Consider the following 21873-nt stretch of genomic DNA (forward strand, 5'->3'; position numbering starts at 1 on the left):
GAAACAAACGGGGAAGGACCGCAGGCGGATCGCCTGCGGTCCTGGTTCCGGATTTTCGGGCAATAGGCCCGGCTTCAGGCATCAGGTGTCGAGCCAGACGCGGGTGGCGACGTAGCCGTTCGACATGTCATTGCCGATGTCCTGAACGTAGTTCATCAGCTTCTTGGTGCCGGCGTTCACGAAGTCGTTGAACATCGGCAGGATAGTGCCGCCTTCGTCGCGAACCATCATCGCCATCTGGCGATAGAGGTCCTTGCGCTTGGTCTCGTCGAGTTCGGCGCGGGCCTGGATCAGCAGCTTGTCGAAATCCGGGCGTTTGAAACGGGTGTCGTTCCAGTCGGCGGTGGAGAGATAGGCACCGGAATAGAACTGGTCCTGCGTCGCGCGGCTGCCCCAATAGGAAGCGGAGAAGGGCTGCTTGTTCCAGACGTTGGTCCAGTAGCCGTCGCCCGGTTCGCGCTTGATTTCCAGCTGGATGCCGGCCTTCTTGGCGCTTTCCTGGAACAGCACGGAGGCATCGACGGCGCCCGGGAAGGCGACTTCCGACGTGCGCAGCAGGATGGAGCCGCTATGGCCGGACTTCTTGTAGTGGAAGGAGGCCTTGTCCGGATCGTATTTGCGCTGCTCGATGCCCTCGGGGAAGAGAGCATAGGTGTTGTTGATCGGGAAGTCGTTGCCGAGCGAGCCGTAGCCGCCGAGGATGCGCTTGACCATCTCGTCGCGATCGATCGCGTACTTCAGAGCGAGGCGCAGGTCGTTGTTATCGAAGGGCGCGGTGTCGCAATGCATGATGAAGACGTAGTGGCCGCCGCCGGCCGTCGTCAGCAGCTGGACGTTCGGAGCGCGCTTCAAGAGGCTGACCGTCTTCGGGTCGACGCGGTTGATATAGTGTACCTGGCCTGATGTCAGCGCCGCGATACGGGCCGTCGCATCGTTCATGGTGATGAGTTCGACGCTGTCGACATAGCCGCGATCCGTGCGCCAGTCGTTGGGGTTCTTCTCGAAGGTCATGCGAACGCCGGCCTGGAAATTCGTCACCTTATAGGGACCGGTGCCGATGCCTGCGGTCGGGTTGTCCACGCCGCCATTCGGCTGGATGACGAGGTGATAGTCGGTCAGCAGCGCCGGCATGTCGGCATTGCCCTGGTCGAGGCTGATGACGAGGTCGCCGTTCTGGTTCTCGATCTTCGTCAGCGCTTTCATCATGCCGAGCGCGCCGGATTGCGACTTCTCGTCGGAATGGCGGTGCAGGGTGGCGACGACGTCGTCAATCGTCATTTCCTTGCCGTTGTGGAACTGCACGCCCTTGCGGATCTTGAAGGTCCAGATCTTGGCATCCGGCGAAGACGACCAGGATTCGGCAAGCGACGGCAGCGGCTTGCGGGTCTGCGGATGCGTTTCGACGAGCGTGTCGCCCCAGGTGCGCACGGCGCAGAACATGACCTGCGAGGTCGCTGCTGCCGGATCGATCGAATCCGTCGAGGCGCCGCCTTCGAGGCCGAGCTTCAGGTGGCCGCCCTTCTTGGGCGTATCGGCAGCGGAAGCGCTTGATGTAAACAGGCTGTCGGCCGCGGCGAGCGTCAACCCGGCGGCCATGGCGCGGCCCATGAATTCGCGGCGGCTCATGCCTCCCGCGGTCACGCGACCGGCGAGATATTTGGTATATTCGGTCATTCCCCTTTTCCTTCTTGTTCGAGTTTTAAAAGTGAAATCCCGGCCAGTAGGTTCAAAGCTGCGTTTCCTCTCGCAGATTGCCCGGCTGCCCACGATCATTCGCGGTTATTCGGCACGGTTGTCGCCGGCCTCGTCATTTCCCTTTCCAGACCGGCTCCCGCTTCTCGGCGAAAGCGCGGGCACCTTCCAGTTGATCCTCACTCGAATAGAGGACGTCGACCGTCCGAAACTGCCTTTTGGTGATTTTGTTCATGGCAGTCTGAAAGGTCATGCCCTCCGCTTCGCGAACCACTTCCTTGATGGCCGCCTGAACGAGCGGCGGCCCTTTTTCCAGAAGACGGGCGAGTTCCCAGGCTCGCTCCATCAGCTTGTCTGCGCCAAGGATTTCGTTGACGAAGCCCCAGCGATGCGCTTCCTGCGCATCCAGCCAGCGGCCCGTCAGCAGCATGTCCATGGCTATATGATAGGGAATGCGCTTTGGCAGCTTGATCGAAGCCGCATCTGCAACCGTACCCGAACGGATTTCCGGCAGTGCGAAGGTGGCGGACTCCACTGCAAGGATGAGATCGGCGGAGAGCGCAATCTCCAGCCCACCGCCGCAACAGATGCCGTTGATCGCCGCGATGACCGGCTTGTTCAGGTCGCGCAATTCCTGGAGACCGCCAAAGCCGCCGACGCCATAATCGCCGTCGACTGCATCACCGGCGGCCGCTGCCTTCAGATCCCAGCCGGCCGAAAAGAACTTTTCGCCCGCCCCAGTAATGATGGCCACGCGCAATTCGGCGTCATCGCGAAAGCCGCGGAAAATCTCTCCCATCAAACGGCTGGTAGCAAGGTCTATAGCATTGGCCTTCGGTCGGTCGACCGTGACCTCCAATATGCCGCCGACACGCTTGGTGCGAATGGGGCTATCCAATGCCTTACCTCCTTCGCCTGACGAGCGCATCTGCCGCAACGACACCTTCGCCGTCTGCGAGAACCATCAAGGGATTAATGTCCAGTTCCTCCAGCATTGCAGCGTTTGAAGCGACATAATCTGCCACCGATGCGACGGTCCGGACCAGAGCCCGCCAGTCACCCTTACGGCCGTTGCGATAACCCATGATCAACTTGCTGATCCTAAGTTGCGAGAGCGCCGCGGCGATTTCCTCCTCCGTCGTAGGCAATACCAAAATTGCAGAATCTTCAAGCAATTCCACAAGGATTCCGCCGGCACCAACCGTGAGGTAAAGACCGGCGACGGGATCGCGCGCCGCGCCGATGATCAGCTCGGCTACTGGCGCGGGGATCATCTTTTCGACGAGGAAACCTGAACTGATCCCAGCCATCGATCGAGCTGCGGCTGAGACGCTCTCCGCGTCTTGAAGATTGAGCCGAACCGCCCCCGCTTCGGTTTTATGAGCTACACCCAGCCCCTTGAGGGCGACCGGAAAGCCGATTTCGGCCGCGGCACTCGCCGCCGCGTCCGGTGTCGTGGCCGTGCGGCTCTTGGGTATCGCAACGCCGAACAGCGCCAGTTCAGCCTTTGCTTCGGCCTCCGTCAAAAGAACGGCGTCGCCATCTTGAGGGGTAGTGTCCAGAAACTTTGGCGGTTCAGCGCGTTGCCAGGCTGCTCCGATGGCCGCAGCCGTTTCCGCTGCTGCAAGGGTTTCGCTGATTCCGCTGAAAGGGACGACCCCGGCCTGCGTCAGCCCCAATGCGACCTGTTCGGGCATGTTCTCGCCAAGCGTTGCGACGATGCCGGCGCGTGCGCCCGTAGCAGTGGAGGCATCGATCACGGCGTCCACTGTTGTCATCCAGTCGGCTCCATCGCAGCGGTCGGCTCTGGGGAAATCCAGGACGACGAGATTGAGAGCGTACCCTCCGGCAAACATCGCGGAAAAAGCCTCCGTCAGCCGGATGCGATCTCCCCAGACGAAGGTGTGGTAGTCGAGCGGATTGGACAGGGTGACCATCTCGCCGAGGGTTCGGCGTAGGGGTGGTACCTGCCCGGGTGTCAGTGCGCGAAAGTCAACGCGGCGACCTACCGCTGCATCAGCCATCAGCGACGCCTCACCACCGGAACAGCTCATCGACGATATCTCGGCGCTGGCGAGAGGGCCGGCGATATGGAGCAGCTTCAACGTTTCGATCATCTCGGGCAATGTCGAGACGCGGCCGATGCCCAGGCGATCCAGTATGGCGGCGGAAACCGCATCGCTGCCGGAGAGCGAAGCGGTATGCGAGACGGTCGCCCGTCGCGCCTTTTCCGATTTGCCGACCTTTAACGCGACCACCGGCTTCTTGAGTTCGCGGGCGCGCATTGCAAGGCGTTGCAAGGCCGCAAGACTATCGAAGCCCTCGATGTGTAGGCCGACGGTAGTGACGCGAGGATCTTCGAGGACCGCGCAGGCGAGGTCCGAAATTCCTGTCTGCGCTTGATTGCCGGCGGTCATCAGATAGGCGATCGGCAGACCGCGTGTCTGCATGGAGAGATTGATGGCGATGTTGGACGATTGCGTCAGGATGGCAACGCCGCCTTCGGTGCGAAGGACGCCGTGTTGGTCCGGCCAAAGCAATGCGCCATCAAGGCCGTTGATAAGGCCATAGCAGTTCGGACCGATAATCGGCATATCGCCGGCGGCATCAACAAGCGCCGCCTGCAATTCGGCGCCATCGGCAAGTTCAGCTACAGCTTCGCGAAAGCCGGAGGCATAGCAGACAGCGCCACCGGCGCCCCGTTCGGCCAGATCTCGGACGATGTCGATCGTCAGCGTTCGGTTGACGCCGACGAACGCCGCGTCCGGCGCTGCCGGTAAGTCAGCGACGGACCGGTAGCATCGGCGACCAAGCACCTCGTCCAGCTTCGGATGCACGGGCCAGATCTCTCCGGCAAACCCCATGCGATCACATTGCTCGATCACCCGCCGCGCTTCTCTGCCGCCGAAAACGGCGATGGATTTCGGTCTGATGAGGCGGTCGAGTGACGCTTGGACCATCCGGTTACGCTCCGAAGGGCCGCAACAGGTCGCGGCTGATGATGTGCCGGTGGATTTCCGAGGTGCCGTCCCAGATGCGCTCGACGCGGGCGTCGCGCCAGAAACGGGCAAGCGGCAGGTCATCCATCAATCCCATGCCGCCATAGATCTGGATTGCCTCGTCGGTGACGCAGGCTAGCATCTCTGTCGCAAACAGCTTGGCCGAGGAGATTTCCCTGTTGGCCGGCAGACCCTGGTCGACCCGCCACGCGGCAGCCAGCGTCATCCATTCGGCGGCATCGATCTCAGTGATCATGTCGGCAAGCTTGAAGGAGACACCCTGGTTGGCGCCGATGGGCTTGCCGAACTGCTTGCGTTCCGCTGCATAGGAGAGCGCAAGATCGAATGCGCGCCTGGCACGGCCGATGCAGGTTGCAGCCACGGTCAAGCGTGTGCCGGAAAGCCATTGATTTGCAATCTCAAATCCCTTGTGCAGCTCGCCGAGAATTTGCGACGCCGGCAGGCGGCAATCGGTAAAGTTAAGAATGCAGTTGTGATAGCCGCGATGGGATACCGACTCGTAGCCCTTGCGGATTTCGAAGCCCGGCGTGTCTCGGTCGACGAGAAAGGCGGTGATCTTCTTCTTCGTGCCCTTTGCCGTCTCCTCCTCGCCGGTCGCAGCAAAGACGATGACGAAATCGGCAATATCGGCATGGGAGATGAAATGCTTCGTGCCGTTCAGCACCCAGTCCGAACCATCGGGTCGGGCGGCACATTTCATGCCACGCATGTCGGAGCCGGCATCAGGCTCCGTAATTGCCAGAGCATCGAACTTCTCGCCGCGAACCGCAGGCAGGAGATAGCGATCGCGCTGCTCGCCCTCGCAGGCCATCAGGATGCCGGACGGACGGCCGAAATAGACGGTGAGGCCGAGCGATCCTCGTCCCAGTTCCCGTTCGACCAGCGTGAAGGTCAACGTATCGAGGCCGGCACCGCCGACCTCTTCGGGGAAATTGCAAGCAAAGAAGCCGAGCTCGAGGCACTTGCGCTTGATTTCCTGCCCGAGTTCTCGCGGCACGATGCCGGTGCGCTCGACTTCGTTTTCATGCGGATAGATTTCGGTCTCGACGAAGTCCCGGACCGTCTTGACGATCAATTCCTGCTCTTCGCTCAATCCGAAATTCATGATCCGCTCTCCCCTTAGCGTTTTTGTCCCACATGTCGGCCGGCTCCCTCCGGCGTCGGCAGTTTGGCGTGTTCCGCCGCAATCGCATTGACCTTCGCGAACACCTCTGCTGGTGCGGGCGTCGCTCTTCCGGCCTTCGTATCCACATGCAGCAGCATCTGCTCCGCTGTGGCAATCGCCTCTCCGGAAGCAGTCTCGTAAATCGTATGGAACACCTGCAGTCGCTTTTCGTCGGCGGAAAGAACCTGGCAGGTCGAATAGATGGCGTGGCCGAGCTTGGCCTCGCCGAGATGGCGAATATGCGTCTCGACAGAATAGTAGCTGTGGCCGCCCTCCACATAAGCGAGATCGACGCCAATCAGCCGCAGCAGCGCATCGGAGGTGTCGCCGAAGACCTGCAGGTAGCGATGCTCGGTCATATGGCCATTGTAATCGACCCAGGCGGGGCTGACCTTGGTTTCAACGAGACGGAGTGGTCTTGCCGTATCATGCAGGGTCTTGTCGCTGCCTGCCGAGGCCCAAAGCGTCGCCTCGAACTCCTTGAGCAGCTTTCCAGCGCCCCAGCCCTTGCCGCCATGCCCACCCTTCAAGGCGTGGAAAATGCCGACAAGATTTTCGTCGCGGATGCGCTCGAGTTCGCGGATCGACAGGCCGTCGGCCTGTTCGTCGGATTGCTGGCCGATTTTTTCGACCAGAGCATCATCGAGATCGACGACATCGGTCAGCTTCGTCCAGGGCCACGCAAGGCAGGGTCCGAACTGGGCGAGGAAATGGCGCATGCCTGCTTCGCCGCCGGCGATGCGATATGTCTGGAACAGACCCATCTGGGCCCAGCGCAGGCCGAAGGAATAACGGATGACGTCGTCCAGTGTCTCGACGGTGCAGATGTCGTCCTTGATAAGCCAAAGAGCCTCGCGCCAGAGCGCTTCCAGCAGGCGGTCGCCGACGAAAGCCTCGATCTCCTTGGCGATGTGAACGCCCTTCATGCCGATGGGGACAAGCTTGTCCATCGCGGACTTGATCGTCTCGGCCGACGTCTTCTCACCGCCGACGATTTCGACCAGCGGCAGAAGATAGACCGGATTATAGGGATGCGCCACGAACAGCCGCTTGGGATGTTTCATGTCGCGCTGCAGATCGGTCGGCAGAAGGCCCGAGGTGGACGAGCCGATCAGCGCATCGGGCCTAGCTGCGGCATCGATCTGCGTCAGCACGTTGCGCTTGAGGTCGAGCCGTTCCGGTACGCTCTCCTGGATCCAGTCGGCACCCGCAACGGCTTCCTCAAGCGTCTTGCTGAAAGTCAACTTGCCACGCGGCGGTAGCGGAGCCCCTGTCAGCATCGCATATGCCTTTTCGGCATTGGCCAGCACTTCGCCGACGATGCGTTCGGCATCCGGATGCGGGTCGAACACCTTGACGTCGATCCCGGCCAGCAGAAACCGGGCGATCCAGCCGCCGCCGATGACGCCGCCGCCGACGCAGGCGGCCTGTCTGATCTTGCTCATGGCCACCCTCAGCGCTTCGTCAGTTTCAGCTTGGTGCGGACCTCTTCCGGTCCGATGATCCGCGCGCCCATTCCCTCGATGACGGTGACCGCCTTTTCGACGAGCTGCGCGTTGGTGGCGAGCGCGCCCTTGCCGGCATAGAGGTTGTCTTCAAGGCCGACACGGACATTGCCGCCCGCGAGCACTGCGGCAGCCGGGTAGGCGAGGGCGTTTCGGCCGATCGAGAATGCCGAGAAGGTCCAGGATGACGGAACGTTGTTGACCATCGCCATGAAGGTATTGAGGTCGTCCGGCGCGCCCCACGGAATGCCCATGCAAAGCTGGATCAGCACCGGATCCTGGATCAGGCCTTCCTCGACCAATTGCTTCGCGAACCAGAGATGGCCGGTGTCGAAGGCTTCGATTTCCGGACGGACGCCGAGATCCGTCATCTTCTTTGCCATGGCGCGCAGCATGGCCGGCGTATTGGTCATGACATAGTCGCCGAGATTGAAGTTCATCGTGCCGCAATCGAGCGTGCAAATCTCCGGCAGGCATTCGGCAACGTGCGAAACGCGCTCCGTGGCGCCGGCCATATCCGTACCCTTGGGGTTGAGCGGGAGAGGGCTTTCGACATCGCCGAAGATCAGATCGCCGCCCATGCCGGCGGTCAGGTTAAGCACGACGTCGATATCCGCGGAGCGGATTCGATCGGTCACTTCCTTGTAGAGGTCGTTGCGACGGCTGGCAGCGCCGGTCTCCGGATCGCGGACGTGGCAATGGACCACGGCTGCGCCGGCCTTGGCGGCATCGATGGCGGAATCGGCGATCTGTTTCGGCGTGATCGGCACGTGGTTCGACCGACTGGTGGTGTCGCCGGCACCGGTCACGGCGCAGGTGATGAAGACATCGCGGTTCATCGCAAGAGGCATTTTGTTCTCCCTCGTTTTGTGACCATTACGAAACAAGAGTGACGAACATGCTTTGCATTTACGGATGCATTCTATACATTTCCGGAAAAAGACGGGCGATCCAATATGCTAACTGCCTCCAATGAACGGCTCGATATCGATCTTCTGGTCTTGCCGGAAACTAACCTCATTCTGCTCGCATCTGTCATCGAGCCCTTGCGCGGTGCGAATCGTATAGCGGGCAGCGAGATATATCGTTGGCGGGTCTTCACCTCAGAAGGCGAGCCGGTCGAAACGACGTGCCATCTCGCGGTGTCCGCGGAAGGTCCCTTCCGGCCGCAGCGTGATGCAGCCCCGCTTTTTGTGGTGGCGAGCTACAATTGGCAGCGTAGTGCGACCTCGTCGTTGAAGATGCAGTTATCCCAGACTGCGCGTTATCGTTCCTTCATCGCAGGTATCGAGTCGGGCACGTGGTTGCTGGCGGAATCCAGCCTGCTCGATGACGTGTCCGCCACCATCCACTGGGAGGATTTCGAGGAGTTTTCCGCCGCCTATCCGCAGGTGAGATGCGTGCAGGACCGCTTCGTCATCGACGGCAAGCGGATAACGACAAGCGGCTCGCTACCGACGATCGACCTCATGCTCGAGGTGATCAGGCGGCGGCAGGGTTATTCGCTGGCCTTGGAGGTCAGCCGTCTCTTCAGCTATCAGCAGGCGCCATTCCAGCTGACCGATGGATCGCTTTCGCCGGCAGCGGCGGGACTTGACATGCGCGATCCACGAGTCGCGCAAGCCGTCAGAATGATGGAGGAGAACATCGAGCAGCCATTGGTGCTGACGCGACTTGCCCGCCGGGTCGGCGTCAGTGCCCGCCACTTGCAGGGGCTTTTCCGGGATAGTCTGGGCGCGCCACCGCATGTGCATTACCTCGCCCTGCGGCTCAATGCAGCACGTCGCAAGGTCATCGAGACAAGATCTTCCCTCGCAGACATCGCAGCGGCAACCGGCTTCAATTCCGCCTCTGCTTTTGCGCGGAGCTATCGGGCGAGTTTCTCCGAAAGCCCCTCCGAGACGCGCCGCCGGCTTCGCGCACGATCCGTTGCCATGAGTTCGGCGAGTTGAACGGCGAAGAGCTCCTTTGGGGAAAAAGGGCATTCACGAGAGCGGCCGTGGAGGTTAAGGTCGACGCTTCAAGAGCACATATTGGACCTGTTGCACCATGACCGATACCGTTACAGACCGCTTTCTTCGCTACGTTGTCATCGACACCCAATCCGATCCCAAATCCCTGGCGCAGCCCTCCACGGAAAAGCAGAAGAACCTCGGTCGTCTGTTGGTCGAGGAATTGCTGGCCATCGGCCTTTCCGATGCGCATCTGGATGAGCACGGCTATGTCTACGCAACCGTTCCGTCGAACACGGACAAGTCGGTCCCGGTAATCTGCTTCTGTTCACATATGGACACGGCGCCCGATTTCACGGGAACGAACGTCAAGCCTCAGATGGTGCGTGACTATCGCGGCGGCGATCTCCAGCTTTCCGGTGATCCGCAGCAGATCATTCGCTTGAAGGATCATCCGGCGCTCGCCGACCAGATCGGCAATGACATCGTCACATCGGATGGCACGACCCTGCTCGGAGCCGACGACAAGGCCGGCTTGGCCGAAATCATGACCGCGGCGAAATTCCTGGTCGATCATCCGGATATCAAGCACGGAACGATCAAAATCCTCTTCACGCCTGATGAAGAGATCGGGCGCGGCGTCAACAAGGTCGATCTGGAAAAGCTCGGCGCCCAGTTCGCCTATACGATGGATGGCGAAACGGCGGGCCATATCGAGGACGAAACCTTTTCGGCCGATGGTGTCGAGATCACTATCCAGGGCGTTGCCATCCATCCGGGCTTTGCCAAGGGAAGGATGGAAAATGCCATCAAGATCGCCGGCGCGATCATCGACCGCCTGCCGAAGGACGTTGCGCCTGAAACCACCGAAGGCAGGCAGGGCTTTGTTCACCCGACCGGCGTGGTCGGCTCGATGGAAAAGGCCACGATCGGCTTTATCATCCGCGATTTCACGGATGAAGCCCTGACGACCAAGGAAGAGATGCTCGAGGCGATCGTGAAGGAGGTCATGGTCGGCTACCCCGGTTCCTCCTACACCTTCGAGGTCAAGCATCAGTACCGCAACATGAAGGTCGTCCTCGATCGCCACCCGGAGATTGTCGAAAACGCAGTCGATGCCATCAGGCGTGCGGGCATGACACCGGTGCGCGGCAGCATCCGTGGTGGCACGGATGGGTCCCGGCTGTCATTCATGGGTTTGCCCTGCGCCAACATCTTCGCTGGCGGCCATGCCTTTCACTCGCCGCTCGAATGGGTCAGCCGGCAAGACATGGAGAAAGCGGCCAAGACGATCGTGGAGCTCGCGAAGGTCTGGGAGGAGCGGAGCTAGTCTCGCCGCAAGGCGGATGATCAATCCTCGGAGTAGCGCTGTTCCTTCCAGGGGTCGGCGTACATGTGATAGCCGTTCATCTCCCAGAACCCGGCTTTATCCGCCCGCAGCAGATCGATGCGACGCAGCCACTTGGCACTTTTCCAGAAGTAGAGGTGAGGGACCACCAGCCGCATCGGTCCGCCATGTTCGGCGCTGAGTGGCTGCCCCTCCCAGGCCGTGGCGAGGATGGCGTCTTCGGCGGCAAAATCGGCAAGCGGTAGATTGGTTTTGTAGCCATCATAGCTGGTCAGCATGACGTAATGTGCCTCGGCCTTCGGCATGACAAGATCGAGCAATTCGCGCGTCGAGACACCTTCCCAGCGATTGTCGTAGCGCGACCACGTCGTCACGCAATGAATATCGGTGACGCGCGTGCTCTGTTCGAGCGCCTGGAAATCGGCCCAGCGGAAGATAAGCGGATTTTCGACAAGGCCGCTCACTTCGAGCCGCCAACCGGATGTCAAAATCTCGGGCTGCTGCCCGAGGTCCAGCACAGGCCAGTTCTTGACGAGATGCTGGCCCGGCGGCAGCCGCTCAGTTTCAGGGCGACTGATGCGACCGGTCAGAAATTTGCCCTCTGCGGCCCAGCGGCGCTTCGAAAGGGTGAGCTTGCTATCGGTCGCTGCGTCTTCGTCGCTCATGTGGGCCTTCCCTATGCAAACAGTTCAATAGGGCATCCGCATCGACGCGGTGTCAAGCGGGGAGCGGCGATGGGGCGCGAGGCTCCATGTGAAAGGCATGCGGCCGGGGATTAGGCCCGGCCGCGATATGTACTAGCTGCGCTTTTTCTTCTTCGCTTCGTCATCCATCAGTTCGTACCATATAGCGTTGAGGACGGCGAAGGCGGCTGCCAGGGGCAGGCCCAGGAGCCAGGCGAAATACCACATTTCATTCTCCTTTCCGGGTCAGTAGGCGTGACCGCCCTTGTCGTTGACAGTATCTGCATCGACCTTGCCCCAGAGCACCCGGTAGACCCAGCTCGTGTAGGCGAGGATTATCGGCAGGAAGATCACGACCACGACGAGCATGGTGAACAGCGTCGTGTGGCTGGATGAGGCATCCCAGACGGTAAGGCTCGATCTCGGATCCAGCGACGACGGCAGGATGAAGGGGAACATCGAGAGGCCGACAGTCGAAATGATACCGAAGATCGACAGCTCGCTGAACATCATCGTGGCGCCCGGGCGCCGCGCCAGCATCAGGAGGAATGCCGCCATCGCGCCGACGAAACCGAGGATCGGAGCGATCAGCATCCAGGGGTGCGTGCTGTAGTTGGCAAACCAGATGCGCGAACCGCGATCGACCGTCTTCAGAAGCGGGTTGGACGGCCCGATCGTGCTGATCTCGCTGGTGATGCGATAGCCATCGATGCCGTACCACAGAAAGAGCCCACCAAGCGCAAAGAGCACTATGACGACAAGTGCCGCGAAGCTGCCATAGGTGCGGGCGCGTTCAGCGACCGGACCGGATGCCTTGAGCTGAAGCCAGGCGGCGCCATGCATGATGAACATGGCGACGGACAACAGGCCGCAGAGCAAGGCATAGGGGTTCAGCAGCCCGAAGAATGAGCCCTCGTAGAAGATGCGCATGTCGTCGGCGAAGCGGAAGGGTACCCCTTGCAATACGTTGCCGACCGCAACGCCCAGGATCAGCGACGGCACGAAGCCACCGATGAACAGGGCCCAGTCCCAACCCGCTCTCCAGGCGGCGCTGTCACGCTTCGAGCGGTACTTGAAGCCGACCGGGCGCAGGATGAGCGCAAAGAGGATCGCAAACATCGCCAGATAGAAGCCCGAGAAGGAGACGGCATAGAGGGGTGGCCACGCTGCAAAGATCGCGCCGCCGCCCGTTATCAGCCACACCTGGTTGCCTTCCCATACGGGGCCGATCGTGTTGATGGCGACGCGCCTTTCGGTGTCTGTTTTTGCCACGAATGGCAGCAAGGTACCAACGCCGAGGTCGAAGCCGTCGGTGGCGGCAAAGGCGATCAGCAGCACGCCAAGCAACAGCCACCAGATCATGCGTAATGTTCCATAGTCGATAAGTTCGTGCAGGATCATGGCGTGTTACTCCGCAGCGGAAACGAAGGTTTCGGGAATAAGTTCTGCTTCCGGTCTGTCGTCAGGTTCCGGACCTTTGCGGATGGCCCTGATCATCAGGGTCATCTCGATGATGATCAGCACCGTATAGAGCGCCGCAAAGCCGATGATCGTCAGCAGAACCGAGCTGGCGCCGAGGCTCGAAACGCCGGCTGCGGTCGGCAGCACGCCTTCGATGATCCAGGGTTGGCGGCCGAATTCTGCGACGACCCAGCCAAGCTCGATGGCAACCCAGGGCAGAGGGATCGCGAAGACTGCGATCCGAAGCAGTGGTCTATAACGATCGAGCTGCCTGCGGGCGGAGAGCCAGAAGAAGGTCATCATCAGCAGGATGAAGAACAGGCCGAGTCCGACCATGATGCGGAACGACCAGAACAGCGTTGGCACGTTGGGAATAGTGTCGCGAGCTGCCTGTGTGATCTGCTCGTCCGTGGCTTGGCGGGGATCGTCGACATAGCGCTTCAGGAGAAGGGCGTAGCCGAGCTCGTGGCCGAGATCCTCGAACGAGGAACGGACTTCCGGCGCCACAGCGTCAAGCTTCGGCGCCGAGCGGATCTGCAGCAGCGCGTCGTAAGCCTTGATGCCGTCACGGATACGCGTCTTGGCCTGTTCCTCCAGCTGATTGATGCCGGGGATTTCCGTGGTGAGCGAACGCGTGCCGATCAATCCCATCACCCAGGGAATATGGACGGCGAAGTGCGTCTCGCGGGCCTGCTGATCCGGGAAACCGAAGGCGGTAAAGGCTGCAGGCGCCGGCTCGGTGTTCCACATGCTTTCGATGGCGGCGAGCTTCATCTTCTGGTTTTCAGTCGCCAGATAACCGCTCTCGTCGCCGAGGACGACGACCGAAAGCGCGGAGGCAAGGCCGAAGGAAGCAGCAACCGTCATAGAGCGCTTCGCAAGTTCCACGCTACGGCCGTTGACGAGATACCAGGCCGAGACGCCGAGGACGAAAACGGAGGCGCAGACATAGCCAGCCGAAACCGTGTGAACGAATTTCGCCTGGGCGACCGGATTGAACACGACATCGTAGAAGCTGGTGATCTCCATGCGCATGGTCTGCGGATTGAGTGCAGAGCCAACGGGGTTCTGCATCCATCCGTTTGCGATCAGGATCCAGAGTGCGGAGAAGTTGGACCCCAGCGCGACCGCCCAAGTCGCCGCCAAGTGCCCGACCTTCGACATCTTCTCCCAACCGAAGAAGAAAAGCCCAACGAAAGTCGCCTCCAGGAAGAAGGCCATCAGCCCCTCGATCGCCAGCGGCGCGCCGAAGATATCGCCGACGTAGTAGCTGTAATAGCTCCAGTTCATGCCAAACTGGAATTCCATGACGATGCCGGTGGCGACGCCAAGGACGAAGTTGATGCCAAAGAGCGTGCCCCAGAATTTGGTCATCTGGCGCCAGATCTGCCGCCCGGTCATGACATAGGTGGTCTCCATGATGGCAAGCAACACGGATAGGCCAAGCGTCAGCGGCACGAACAGAAAGTGATAGAGCGCAGTCATGGCGAACTGCAGGCGCGACAGCGCCACAATGTCGAGTTCCATTTGTCTTTCTCCCACGGTCCCACGGGGTTCGGTTACACACCGCCTATCAATGCGGCATGGTCATGCACTTGAACTGTCGTCTCAATCGGGCCTTAGCCCGTCGAGTGCGATATCGAATTCGGGTTCACCGCGCCGTGCAGTGGCGATGATCCGGCCTCGGTCGAGGATCGCGATGCTGTCGGCAATTGCCGCTTCGCGCCGGATGTGTGTGGCGATGACCAGGGATCGGCCCTGCGACCTCTGGACGAGCCGATCCATGACATCGCGGGCCGTCTCTCCATCCAGGCTTTCAGTCGGCTCGTCGAGAAGCCAGAGTGGCGTATCCCGCAACAGCAGACGGGCGAGCGCCAGGCGCCGCGACTGCCCACCAGACAGTCCGAGCCCGCCTTCGCCGAGCCGGGTATCGAGCCCCTTTGGCAACACGTTTACATCGGCCAGCAGCCCGGCAGCGGCGAGAGCATCACTGAGCTTGCTGTCGATGGCTGCCGGATCGGCGAGGCGAAGATTGTCGCGCAGCGTGTCCTGAAAGAGTTCGGTGCGCTGCGTCAGCAGAGTTGCGCGCTGCGTTTCGAGCAAACCGCCATCCGGAGCCATTTCGCCGGCAATGAGTGCCAGCAAAGTGGATTTGCCCGCGCCACTCGCGCCGATGAGGGCCAGCCGTTCGCCAGCCGCGAGCGAAAGCGTGATGTCACGCAGGGCCGGATGGTGCGCATGCCGGTGCTGCACCTTGATCCGGTCGACGCGGAAGGCACTCCCATCCGTTGGAACGGCGATAGGAGGAGAAGCTTCTTCCGGCGCAAGGCGAGGGCCGATACGCTTGGCGGCAAGCACGGTGCGGCCGAGTTCAAGCGCGCCACGGCGCAGCGCCGCGAAAGGTTCGATTGCGGCAAGGGCGACGAGCAGGCCGAGTGCCGCAACGGGCGCCGTCATTTGTCCAGCCTCCGAAAGCGCTGCAACCGCAAGGAGCGTACCTGTCAGCAGCACCGTTGAGGCAAGACTGAAGCCGAAGGCACTGGCGCTTTCGATGCGGTTCAACGCGTCGTCGGCGTCCGCCAACCGATACTCCGCATTGCCGATCGCGATCCGCTGCGCTTGCAGCCGCCCGGTCATGGCAAGGTCCGTCTGGCCGGCGACGAGGTCAATGACGCGCGAACGCAACGCCTCGATCGTGTGTGCCCTGCGGCGCGCTGGCGCGAGAGCCTTTCGTCCGGCAAGGAACGGGATACCAAGACCTACCGCAGTCAGGAAGAGGCCTGCCGAAAGACCGAATAACGGCTCTATCAGGCCAAAGGCCAGGCCGACGCCGAGAGCAGAGAGAACGGCCACGCCGGCCGGGACGAGAACGCGCAGATAGAGGGAATCGAGGGCGTCGATATCAGCAGTCAGCCGGAAGAGCAGCTTCGCCGGCCGATGCAGCAGAAGCGCAGCCGCCCCTGGCGTCGCCCAGCCGCGAAAGAGCCTTTCGCGCAACGATGCCAAAACCCTCAAGGTGGCCTCATGCGTGGTCAGTCGCTCGCCGTAGCGCGCAGCCGTGCGACCAATCGCCAGCAGGCGGATGCCGGCCGATGGGGCGAAAACATCGAAGGCTATTGCGCCTCCAGCCGAAAGCCCGGCGAAGGATGTTGCGGTGATGAACCAGCCTGAGAGGCCCAGCAGCGCGATACCTGCCGTGACGGTCACGAAGGACATCAGCGCACCGAGCAGCAGCGCGCCGCCATGCTGGCGCATGAACAGCCGCAGGATCGGCCGGAGGGATCTGATCATCTGGCTCATGCGGCCACCTCCTGCATCTCCATGCCCAGGCGGATCGTGCGGTTCATTCTTGCGGCCAGCACCGGGTCGTGCGTGGCGACGATCAGCGTGCGGCCTTGTGCCAGCGCCAGGAGGCTCTCGGTGATCTCGCTTGCCATTTGCCCGTCCAGATGCGCGGTCGGTTCGTCGGCGAGGATGATGTCGGCGCGGGGATTGGCGGCTGCGCGAGCGAGCGCCAGTCGCAAAGCCTCTCCGCCCGAGAGGCCGATACCACCTTCGCCGATCAGTGCTTTGCCGCGCGATTCCTCGATGTGCCCGAGATACATATGATCGATGGCTTGTCGGACGGCATCGGTGGTGATCTCGGGGCGGCCGAGCGTGATGTTGCCGAACAAGGTGCCGGCGAAGACATGAGGGCGCTGGCCGATCCAGGCCATGCGGTGGCGCAGAGAGTGCGCGGTGACGTCGCTGAGCACCGTATCATCGATCTGGATCGTACCGCTGTGGGCCGCTGCCAATCCGGCAATCAGGGACAGAAGCGTCGTCTTTCCCGAGCCGCTCGCGCCGAGCAGCGCGACATGTTCGCCCGGTCGAACGGCGAGACTGAAGTGATTGAAAATCGGCCGCCGGTTTGTCTCTCGCGAGTAATTGAGACTCTCGATGCGGATTGCGGGTGGTGACTGCACAGGCGGAATTGCGGCTGCGTCTTCGGCACCGCTGGCACCAAGCAAAATCGGGGCCTCCGCGGACAGTTTGTCCAACGCATCCAGCGCAGCTTCGCCCGCCGCCCGATCGTGCCAGACAGCGGAAAGCTCGCGTAGGGGCTCGAAGAATGCCGGAGCCAGCAGCAGGATGAACATGCCCTGCGTCAGGCCGAGCTTGCCTTGCCAGGTGCCGACATCGATCGAACCGAGCAGGCCGAAGCCGACATAGACCGCCGTGGCTGCCACGCCGAGAGCGGCAAAAAGCTCCAATACGGCAGAGGACAGAAAGGCGATCTTCAGCACCGCCATGGTACGCACCCGCAGCGAATCCGCATCTGCGCGCAGCCTCAGCGCCGTCGCATCAACGGCATCAAGGGCGCGAATCGTTGCCAGCCCGCGCAGCCGATCGAGAAGAAATGCATTGAGACCGCCGGTCTCGGCGAGCTGCTTTTCGCTCGCCTCCTTGGCGCTCCAGCCGATCAGCGCCATGAAGACCGGGATCAGTGGCGCTGAAAGAAGGAGTATCAGCGCAGCTACCCAGGAGATTGGCAGGACGCAGACGAGGATAGCCAAGGGCACGAAACTCGCTTTCATACGGGCCGGCAGAAAGCGCGCAAAATAGGGCACGGTTGTCTCGGCCTGTTCGGCGAGAAGGCTGGCGGCAGCGCCGGAAGCAGGTCGATCAATATCGAGCGGTGAACGGGCAGCGAGCGCTTCCGCTGCTCTCTCGCGTCGCTGTGTTAGCTCGGTTCTTGCGGCCCGGAAGGCCATGCGCATGCCCATAGCGTCAAGGCCGGAGCGCAATATGCCCAGCGCAAGAATAGATGCAGCCGCCGGCGCAACAGCGGCAAGGCCGCCGCGATTGACGATCGCGCCAACGCTCCAGGCAAGCAGCGCCGCCTGCGGAATCCAGAGTGAGGTCCCCAATGCCTGGACCAGAGCCGCCCGCGGCAGGCCCTTGGGCTGCGAACGCTTCGGCTTTCTGTAACGGGGAGGCGCCCCGGCCGGCTCATCGGTCGCGTGCGGGTTCCTTGTCCGCCGCCCCTTGGGCGCAGCACTGGCATCGAAGAAAGCGCTGGCCATTGGGCTCACCTCTTGTCCGCAGGATTGGGACGGCGGCGACCCAGGGATACGACGCGATCCTTCGCTTCCAGCAATTTTGTTACTTTAGCACCAAGCGATAGTAATGTCGCGAGCCTATCAGTTTCCAGTTGCCGAACATCATCATACCAATTGGTAAGTTGCTCTATCAGTCCGTGCATTTCGTTCATGCGCACCTGCGCATATCGCTCGTCCTCGGTAGAGGGGCGCTGCATCAGGATTTCGCGGAGAACCGAGAGGGTTGGATCGACTTCGCGCTTCTTCCGCTCCTCGGCGAGCGTCCTGAGAATCTGCCAGACGTCCTCCGGCGTGGTGAAGAAGTCGCGTCGGTCGTCCGGCTTGTGCCTGAGCAACACGAGGTTCCAGGTCTGCAGTTCGCGCAGGCTCATGGAGACGTTCGAGCGCGAAATGCCGAGGGCGTCGACAATCTCTTCGGCGCAAAGCGGCGAAGGCGAAACGTAGAGCAGGGCGTAGATCTGCCCGACCGTGCGATTGATGCCCCACCGCGAGCCCATTTCGCCGAAGTGAAGCACGAAGGATTGGACGAGGGGAGGGAGGTTCATGGCGATTTCAGCCTCTACAGTGATTTCAGTAATTTCTGAAATCACTGTAGAGAATATCGCGAATTTGCCAATCGGTATTTCGCAACTGCGTCACTCTGCGCAGGTTGCAGACTAGCGCTGTGCCATCCTGCCTTTCGAGACAGGTTACAACATGCTGATATCGATCAAACTTTCGGAAGTTTGCACTGCAAAAGAAATAGCCATCGCCGCCAGCAGGTCACGAGGCCTTGGCTTCGAAGGCGGGGGCGAAATCACCCAGCGACTTTGCGTGCAGGATCATTTCCCCGATATCCTGTTGGACAATGGCCTCAAGGTCGGCGAAGCTGTCGATGACATAATAGATCGGCTGGACGATATCGATCCGATAGGGGGTCCGCAGCACGCTCAACAGGTCGAATGGCCTGAATTCGCAAGCTTTTCCTTCCATCGCTGCCTTCGCTTCGCTGGGTGAAGAGACGATGCCAGCGCCGAAACAGCGGCGCCCCTCCGGCGTATTGATCAGGCCGAATTCGACAGTGAACCAGAAGATGCGGAACAGATGCCAGGAATAGCCCTTGCCGAGGCGGACGGCGGTTTCGCCGAAATGCCGCACGAAATTGGCATAGCTCTGGTTGGTCAGCAGCGGGCAGTGGCCGAAGACCTCGTGGAACAGGTCGGGTTCCTCGATATAGTCGATATGTTCACGACGGCGCAGGAAGGTTGCGAGCGGGAATTTGCCTTGGGATAGAAGTTCGTAGAAGCGCGATGGCGGAATGAGCGCAGGCACACCTTCGACGCCGAAGCCGGTGGTTTCGTTCAGACGTCGGTTGACATCGAGGAGCTGGGGCACCTTGTCTGGCCTAAGGCCCAAGGTTTTGACGCCCTCCAGATATTCCTTGCAGGCCATACTAGCCAGCAGCTTGATCTGCCGTTCATAGAGCTCGCCCCATATCACATCCTCTTCGGTAGTGTAGGCATAGAAGCCGTCCGGGCCGGGCAATTTGGCGGTGTAGCTGCTTTCCTTCGGCATATGCTGATCCTCCCTGGAAACTGCGGTTTTCTTGCAATTATGCTCCGGGGGTTGAGGGTTTTCTTTTCTTTTATGCTGGCCAGCGACATAGTGATGAAAAATATCTTCGGCTTCGGGGCCAGTCATGAAAGAATCTGGGACTTTCAATCGCAAGCTCCTGCAACTCATTCAGGCCGACGGCAGTCTTTCGCTGGCGGAACTGGCGGAAAGCGCCGGCATGTCGCAAAGTTCAGCCTGGCGGAAAATCCAGGAACTGGAATCGGACGGCGTCATCCGCAAGCGCGTGACCCTGCTCGATCCGTCAAAGCTCGATCTCAAGCTCTGCGTGATCGCGCATGTGACGCTGGAGGATCATCACGAAGAGGCGGTGGCATCCTTTGCCTCGGTCGTGCTGGAGAGGCCGGAGATCATGGAGTGCTACGCGCTTTCAGGCGCCTTCGACTACATGCTGAAGATCCGGGCAAGCGATGTGGAAAGCTATGAGGCCTTCATGACCCGCTACCTCATGCGCAACCCGCATGTGCGTACGGTCGTGTCGAGCTTCGTGCTGCGCGAATTGAAATTCTCCACCGAACTGCCGATCTAGCCGTTCATAACCGAGGCGCCAAACTCACCGCGCACTGTCGCCATGCCAGCCAGTTGGCATAAGCACCGGCAGGCCTTCGAATGTCTTGAGCGTGTCGAGAACGATGGACGTCTTCACATGCTGCACCGACTCGTGAGGCAACAGGACGTCGTTGACGAACCTGGAGAGATCATTCAGCCCGCGGACCGCGACCTTCAGGTGATAATCCATCTCGCCGGTCAGCGCATAGGCTTCAAGAACTTCCGGTAACCCGTTGATGAGTTGGGAAAATCTGCGCGCATTGTCCCTGTTGTGGGTTGCGAGCGTCACGGAGATGACCACAAGCATATCGAAACCCAGCTTCTGTCTATCAAGGTTCGCCTGATAGCCGCGAATATATCCTTCCGCCTCCAATCTCGTCCGCCGGCGGGAGCATTGAGAAGGGGAAAGCGCGATCCGCTCGCCCAACTCATTGTTCGTCAACCTGCCGTCTTTCTGAAGCTCCTGAAGCAGACGAAAATCCAGTTTGTCGAGCTGCTCATTCATTGCGCCAAATCCCAATAATGCTCACGGAACATGCGTAATATCTTCATAGGATACGAAGAATGCAAGAACTTTGCGCGCGTTTTGGGCCACACTTTGCATAGTCGAAGCACCATTCTCAGGAGGAGAAAATGGGCCCTTATCCGCACGATGCACCGCCCCCGGAAATCAACGCCAAAAACCCGGCCGGCACGGATGGCTTTGAATTCGTCGAGTTCGCTCATCCTGAACCTGAGAAGCTGCGCGACCTCTTCACGGGCATGGGCTATGTCGCCGTCGCCAAACACAGGACGAAAGACATCACCGTATGGCGTCAGGGCGATATCAACTATCTCCTGAACGCTGAGCGGGGCAGCCACGCCACTCGGTTCGTCGCAGATCATGGCCCCTCTGCTCCGTCGATGGCATGGCGCGTTGTCGACGCCAAGCATGCTTTCGACTACGCGGTATCGAAAGGCGCTGTTCCCTATGAAGGGGATGACAAGGCGCTCGACGTGCCTGCGATCGTTGGCATCGGCGGCTCGCTGCTCTACTTCATTGAGACCTATGGTGCGAAGGGCTCGGCTTACGACAGGGAATTCGATTGGCTTGGCGAGCGCAATCCGCGTCCCGAAGGTGTCGGTTTCTACTATCTCGACCATCTGACGCACAATGTCTTCCGCGGCAACATGGACAAGTGGTGGGACTTCTACCGTGAACTGTTCAATTTCAAGCAGATTCACTTCTTCGATATTGACGGGCGCATCACCGGGCTGGTCAGCCGCGCTATTACATCGCCCTGCGGCAAGATCCGCATTCCGCTGAATGAATCCAAGGACGATACGAGCCAGATCGAGGAGTTTCTGAAGAAATACAAGGGCGAGGGCATCCAGCATATCGCCGTCGGAACCGAGAACATCTACGAGGCCACTGACCGGCTTTCTGAGAATGGCCTACGCTTCATGCCAGGCCCGCCCGAGACTTACTACGACATGTCCTACGCACGGGTGAATGGACATGACGAACCCATTGAGCGCATGAGGAAACACGGTATCCTCATCGACGGGGAAGGTGTGGTCAGTGGCGGCATGACGAAAATCCTGCTCCAGATCTTCTCAAAGACCGTCATCGGCCCGATCTTCTTTGAGTTCATCCAGCGCAAGGGGGACGAAGGCTTCGGCGAGGGCAATTTCCGGGCACTCTTCGAGTCGATCGAAGCGGATCAGATCAAGCGTGGCGTCATCGGCACTGCGGCAGAGTGATCTCTCGGCGACCCACGTCTGCGTGGGTCGCCCTTAGTTTTC

At 60.6% G+C, this 21873-nt stretch carries 19 protein-coding genes; 4 read left to right on the plus strand and 15 right to left on the minus strand.

Going from position 1 to position 21873, the window contains the following annotated elements; all coding sequences use genetic code 11:
• Nucleotides 1-81 precede the first annotated feature (81 nt).
• From EV561_RS25520 to EV561_RS25545, 6 genes are all read right to left on the minus strand, one after another.
• Entirely contained in the window at nucleotides 82-1674 is a 1593-nt protein-coding gene (locus EV561_RS25520) for an ABC transporter substrate-binding protein (RefSeq protein WP_132525760.1), read from the minus strand.
• Between the two features lie 133 nt (nucleotides 1675-1807).
• Nucleotides 1808-2590: a carnitinyl-CoA dehydratase gene (locus EV561_RS25525; RefSeq protein WP_132525762.1), complete on the minus strand. Its 783-nt coding sequence runs from the start codon at nucleotides 2588-2590 to the stop codon at nucleotides 1808-1810.
• 4 nt (nucleotides 2591-2594) lie between these two features.
• On the minus strand, nucleotides 2595-4652 hold the full coding sequence (locus tag EV561_RS25530; RefSeq protein WP_132525764.1) for an acetate--CoA ligase family protein: 2058 nt from the start codon (nucleotides 4650-4652) through the stop codon (nucleotides 2595-2597).
• Between the two features lie 4 nt (nucleotides 4653-4656).
• Nucleotides 4657-5817 carry an acyl-CoA dehydrogenase family protein gene (locus EV561_RS25535; protein ID WP_132525766.1) on the minus strand — a complete coding sequence of 387 codons (1161 nt, stop codon included), beginning with the start codon at nucleotides 5815-5817 and terminating at the stop codon, nucleotides 4657-4659.
• A gap of 14 nt (nucleotides 5818-5831) precedes the next feature.
• Nucleotides 5832-7322, minus strand: coding sequence for a carnitine 3-dehydrogenase (locus EV561_RS25540; protein ID WP_132525768.1), 1491 nt, complete (start codon nucleotides 7320-7322; stop codon nucleotides 5832-5834).
• A gap of 8 nt (nucleotides 7323-7330) precedes the next feature.
• Complete coding sequence (locus tag EV561_RS25545) at nucleotides 7331-8233, minus strand: 3-keto-5-aminohexanoate cleavage protein (protein WP_132525770.1); 903 nt, start codon at nucleotides 8231-8233, stop codon at nucleotides 7331-7333.
• A 105-nt stretch (nucleotides 8234-8338) separates the two neighbouring features.
• Between EV561_RS25545 and EV561_RS25550 the strand changes: the two genes are divergently transcribed.
• Both EV561_RS25550 and pepT read left to right on the plus strand, forming a co-directional pair.
• Entirely contained in the window at nucleotides 8339-9334 is a 996-nt protein-coding gene (locus tag EV561_RS25550) for a GlxA family transcriptional regulator (RefSeq protein WP_132525772.1), read from the plus strand.
• Between the two features lie 97 nt (nucleotides 9335-9431).
• A complete protein-coding gene (pepT, locus tag EV561_RS25555; RefSeq protein ID WP_132525774.1) occupies nucleotides 9432-10664 on the plus strand; it encodes a peptidase T in 1233 nt (410 codons plus the stop codon).
• Nucleotides 10665-10684: 20 nt separating this feature from the next.
• Here pepT and EV561_RS25560 read toward each other — a convergent pair whose 3' ends face one another.
• The 8 genes from EV561_RS25560 to EV561_RS25595 all read right to left on the minus strand — a co-directional run bounded on the left by EV561_RS25560 (nucleotide 10685) and on the right by EV561_RS25595 (nucleotide 19482).
• Entirely contained in the window at nucleotides 10685-11347 is a 663-nt protein-coding gene (locus tag EV561_RS25560; RefSeq protein WP_132525776.1) for a sulfite oxidase-like oxidoreductase, read from the minus strand.
• Nucleotides 11348-11479: 132 nt separating this feature from the next.
• The gene (gene cydX / locus EV561_RS25565; protein WP_132525778.1) at nucleotides 11480-11593 is read right to left on the minus strand and encodes a cytochrome bd-I oxidase subunit CydX; all 114 of its coding nucleotides are present in this window, start codon (nucleotides 11591-11593) and stop codon (nucleotides 11480-11482) included.
• Between the two features lie 18 nt (nucleotides 11594-11611).
• On the minus strand, nucleotides 11612-12766 hold the full coding sequence (gene cydB / locus EV561_RS25570; protein WP_132525780.1) for a cytochrome d ubiquinol oxidase subunit II: 1155 nt from the start codon (nucleotides 12764-12766) through the stop codon (nucleotides 11612-11614).
• Nucleotides 12767-12772: 6 nt separating this feature from the next.
• Nucleotides 12773-14353, minus strand: a complete 1581-nt coding sequence (locus EV561_RS25575; RefSeq protein ID WP_132525782.1) for a cytochrome ubiquinol oxidase subunit I — start codon at nucleotides 14351-14353, stop codon at nucleotides 12773-12775.
• A gap of 81 nt (nucleotides 14354-14434) precedes the next feature.
• On the minus strand, nucleotides 14435-16126 hold the full coding sequence (locus EV561_RS25580; RefSeq protein ID WP_132525784.1) for an amino acid ABC transporter ATP-binding/permease protein: 1692 nt from the start codon (nucleotides 16124-16126) through the stop codon (nucleotides 14435-14437).
• Nucleotides 16123-17892 carry a thiol reductant ABC exporter subunit CydD gene (cydD, locus tag EV561_RS25585; protein ID WP_132525786.1) on the minus strand — a complete coding sequence of 590 codons (1770 nt, stop codon included), beginning with the start codon at nucleotides 17890-17892 and terminating at the stop codon, nucleotides 16123-16125. Before cydD ends, EV561_RS25580 begins: the two co-directional genes overlap by 4 nt.
• A 5-nt stretch (nucleotides 17893-17897) precedes the next feature.
• A complete protein-coding gene (locus EV561_RS25590) occupies nucleotides 17898-18473 on the minus strand; it encodes a GbsR/MarR family transcriptional regulator (RefSeq protein ID WP_132525788.1) in 576 nt (191 codons plus the stop codon).
• Nucleotides 18474-18690: 217 nt separating this feature from the next.
• Nucleotides 18691-19482, minus strand: coding sequence for a phenylalanine 4-monooxygenase (locus tag EV561_RS25595; protein ID WP_132525790.1), 792 nt, complete (start codon nucleotides 19480-19482; stop codon nucleotides 18691-18693).
• A gap of 124 nt (nucleotides 19483-19606) precedes the next feature.
• On the opposite strand from EV561_RS25595, the gene EV561_RS25600 reads away from it, so the two are divergent.
• Nucleotides 19607-20068, plus strand: a complete 462-nt coding sequence (locus EV561_RS25600; protein ID WP_132525792.1) for an Lrp/AsnC family transcriptional regulator — start codon at nucleotides 19607-19609, stop codon at nucleotides 20066-20068.
• 24 nt (nucleotides 20069-20092) lie between these two features.
• On the opposite strand, the gene EV561_RS25605 is transcribed toward EV561_RS25600, so the two are convergent.
• The gene (locus tag EV561_RS25605) at nucleotides 20093-20593 is read right to left on the minus strand and encodes an Lrp/AsnC family transcriptional regulator (protein ID WP_132525794.1); all 501 of its coding nucleotides are present in this window, start codon (nucleotides 20591-20593) and stop codon (nucleotides 20093-20095) included.
• Between the two features lie 128 nt (nucleotides 20594-20721).
• Here EV561_RS25605 and hppD point away from each other — a divergent pair, with 128 nt between their 5' ends.
• Complete coding sequence (gene hppD / locus EV561_RS25610) at nucleotides 20722-21831, plus strand: 4-hydroxyphenylpyruvate dioxygenase (RefSeq protein WP_132525796.1); 1110 nt, start codon at nucleotides 20722-20724, stop codon at nucleotides 21829-21831.
• Nucleotides 21832-21873 lie beyond the last annotated feature (42 nt).

It is taken from the genome of Rhizobium sp. BK376 (assembly GCF_004341625.1).
Taxonomy (GTDB): Bacteria; Pseudomonadota; Alphaproteobacteria; order Rhizobiales; family Rhizobiaceae; genus Rhizobium.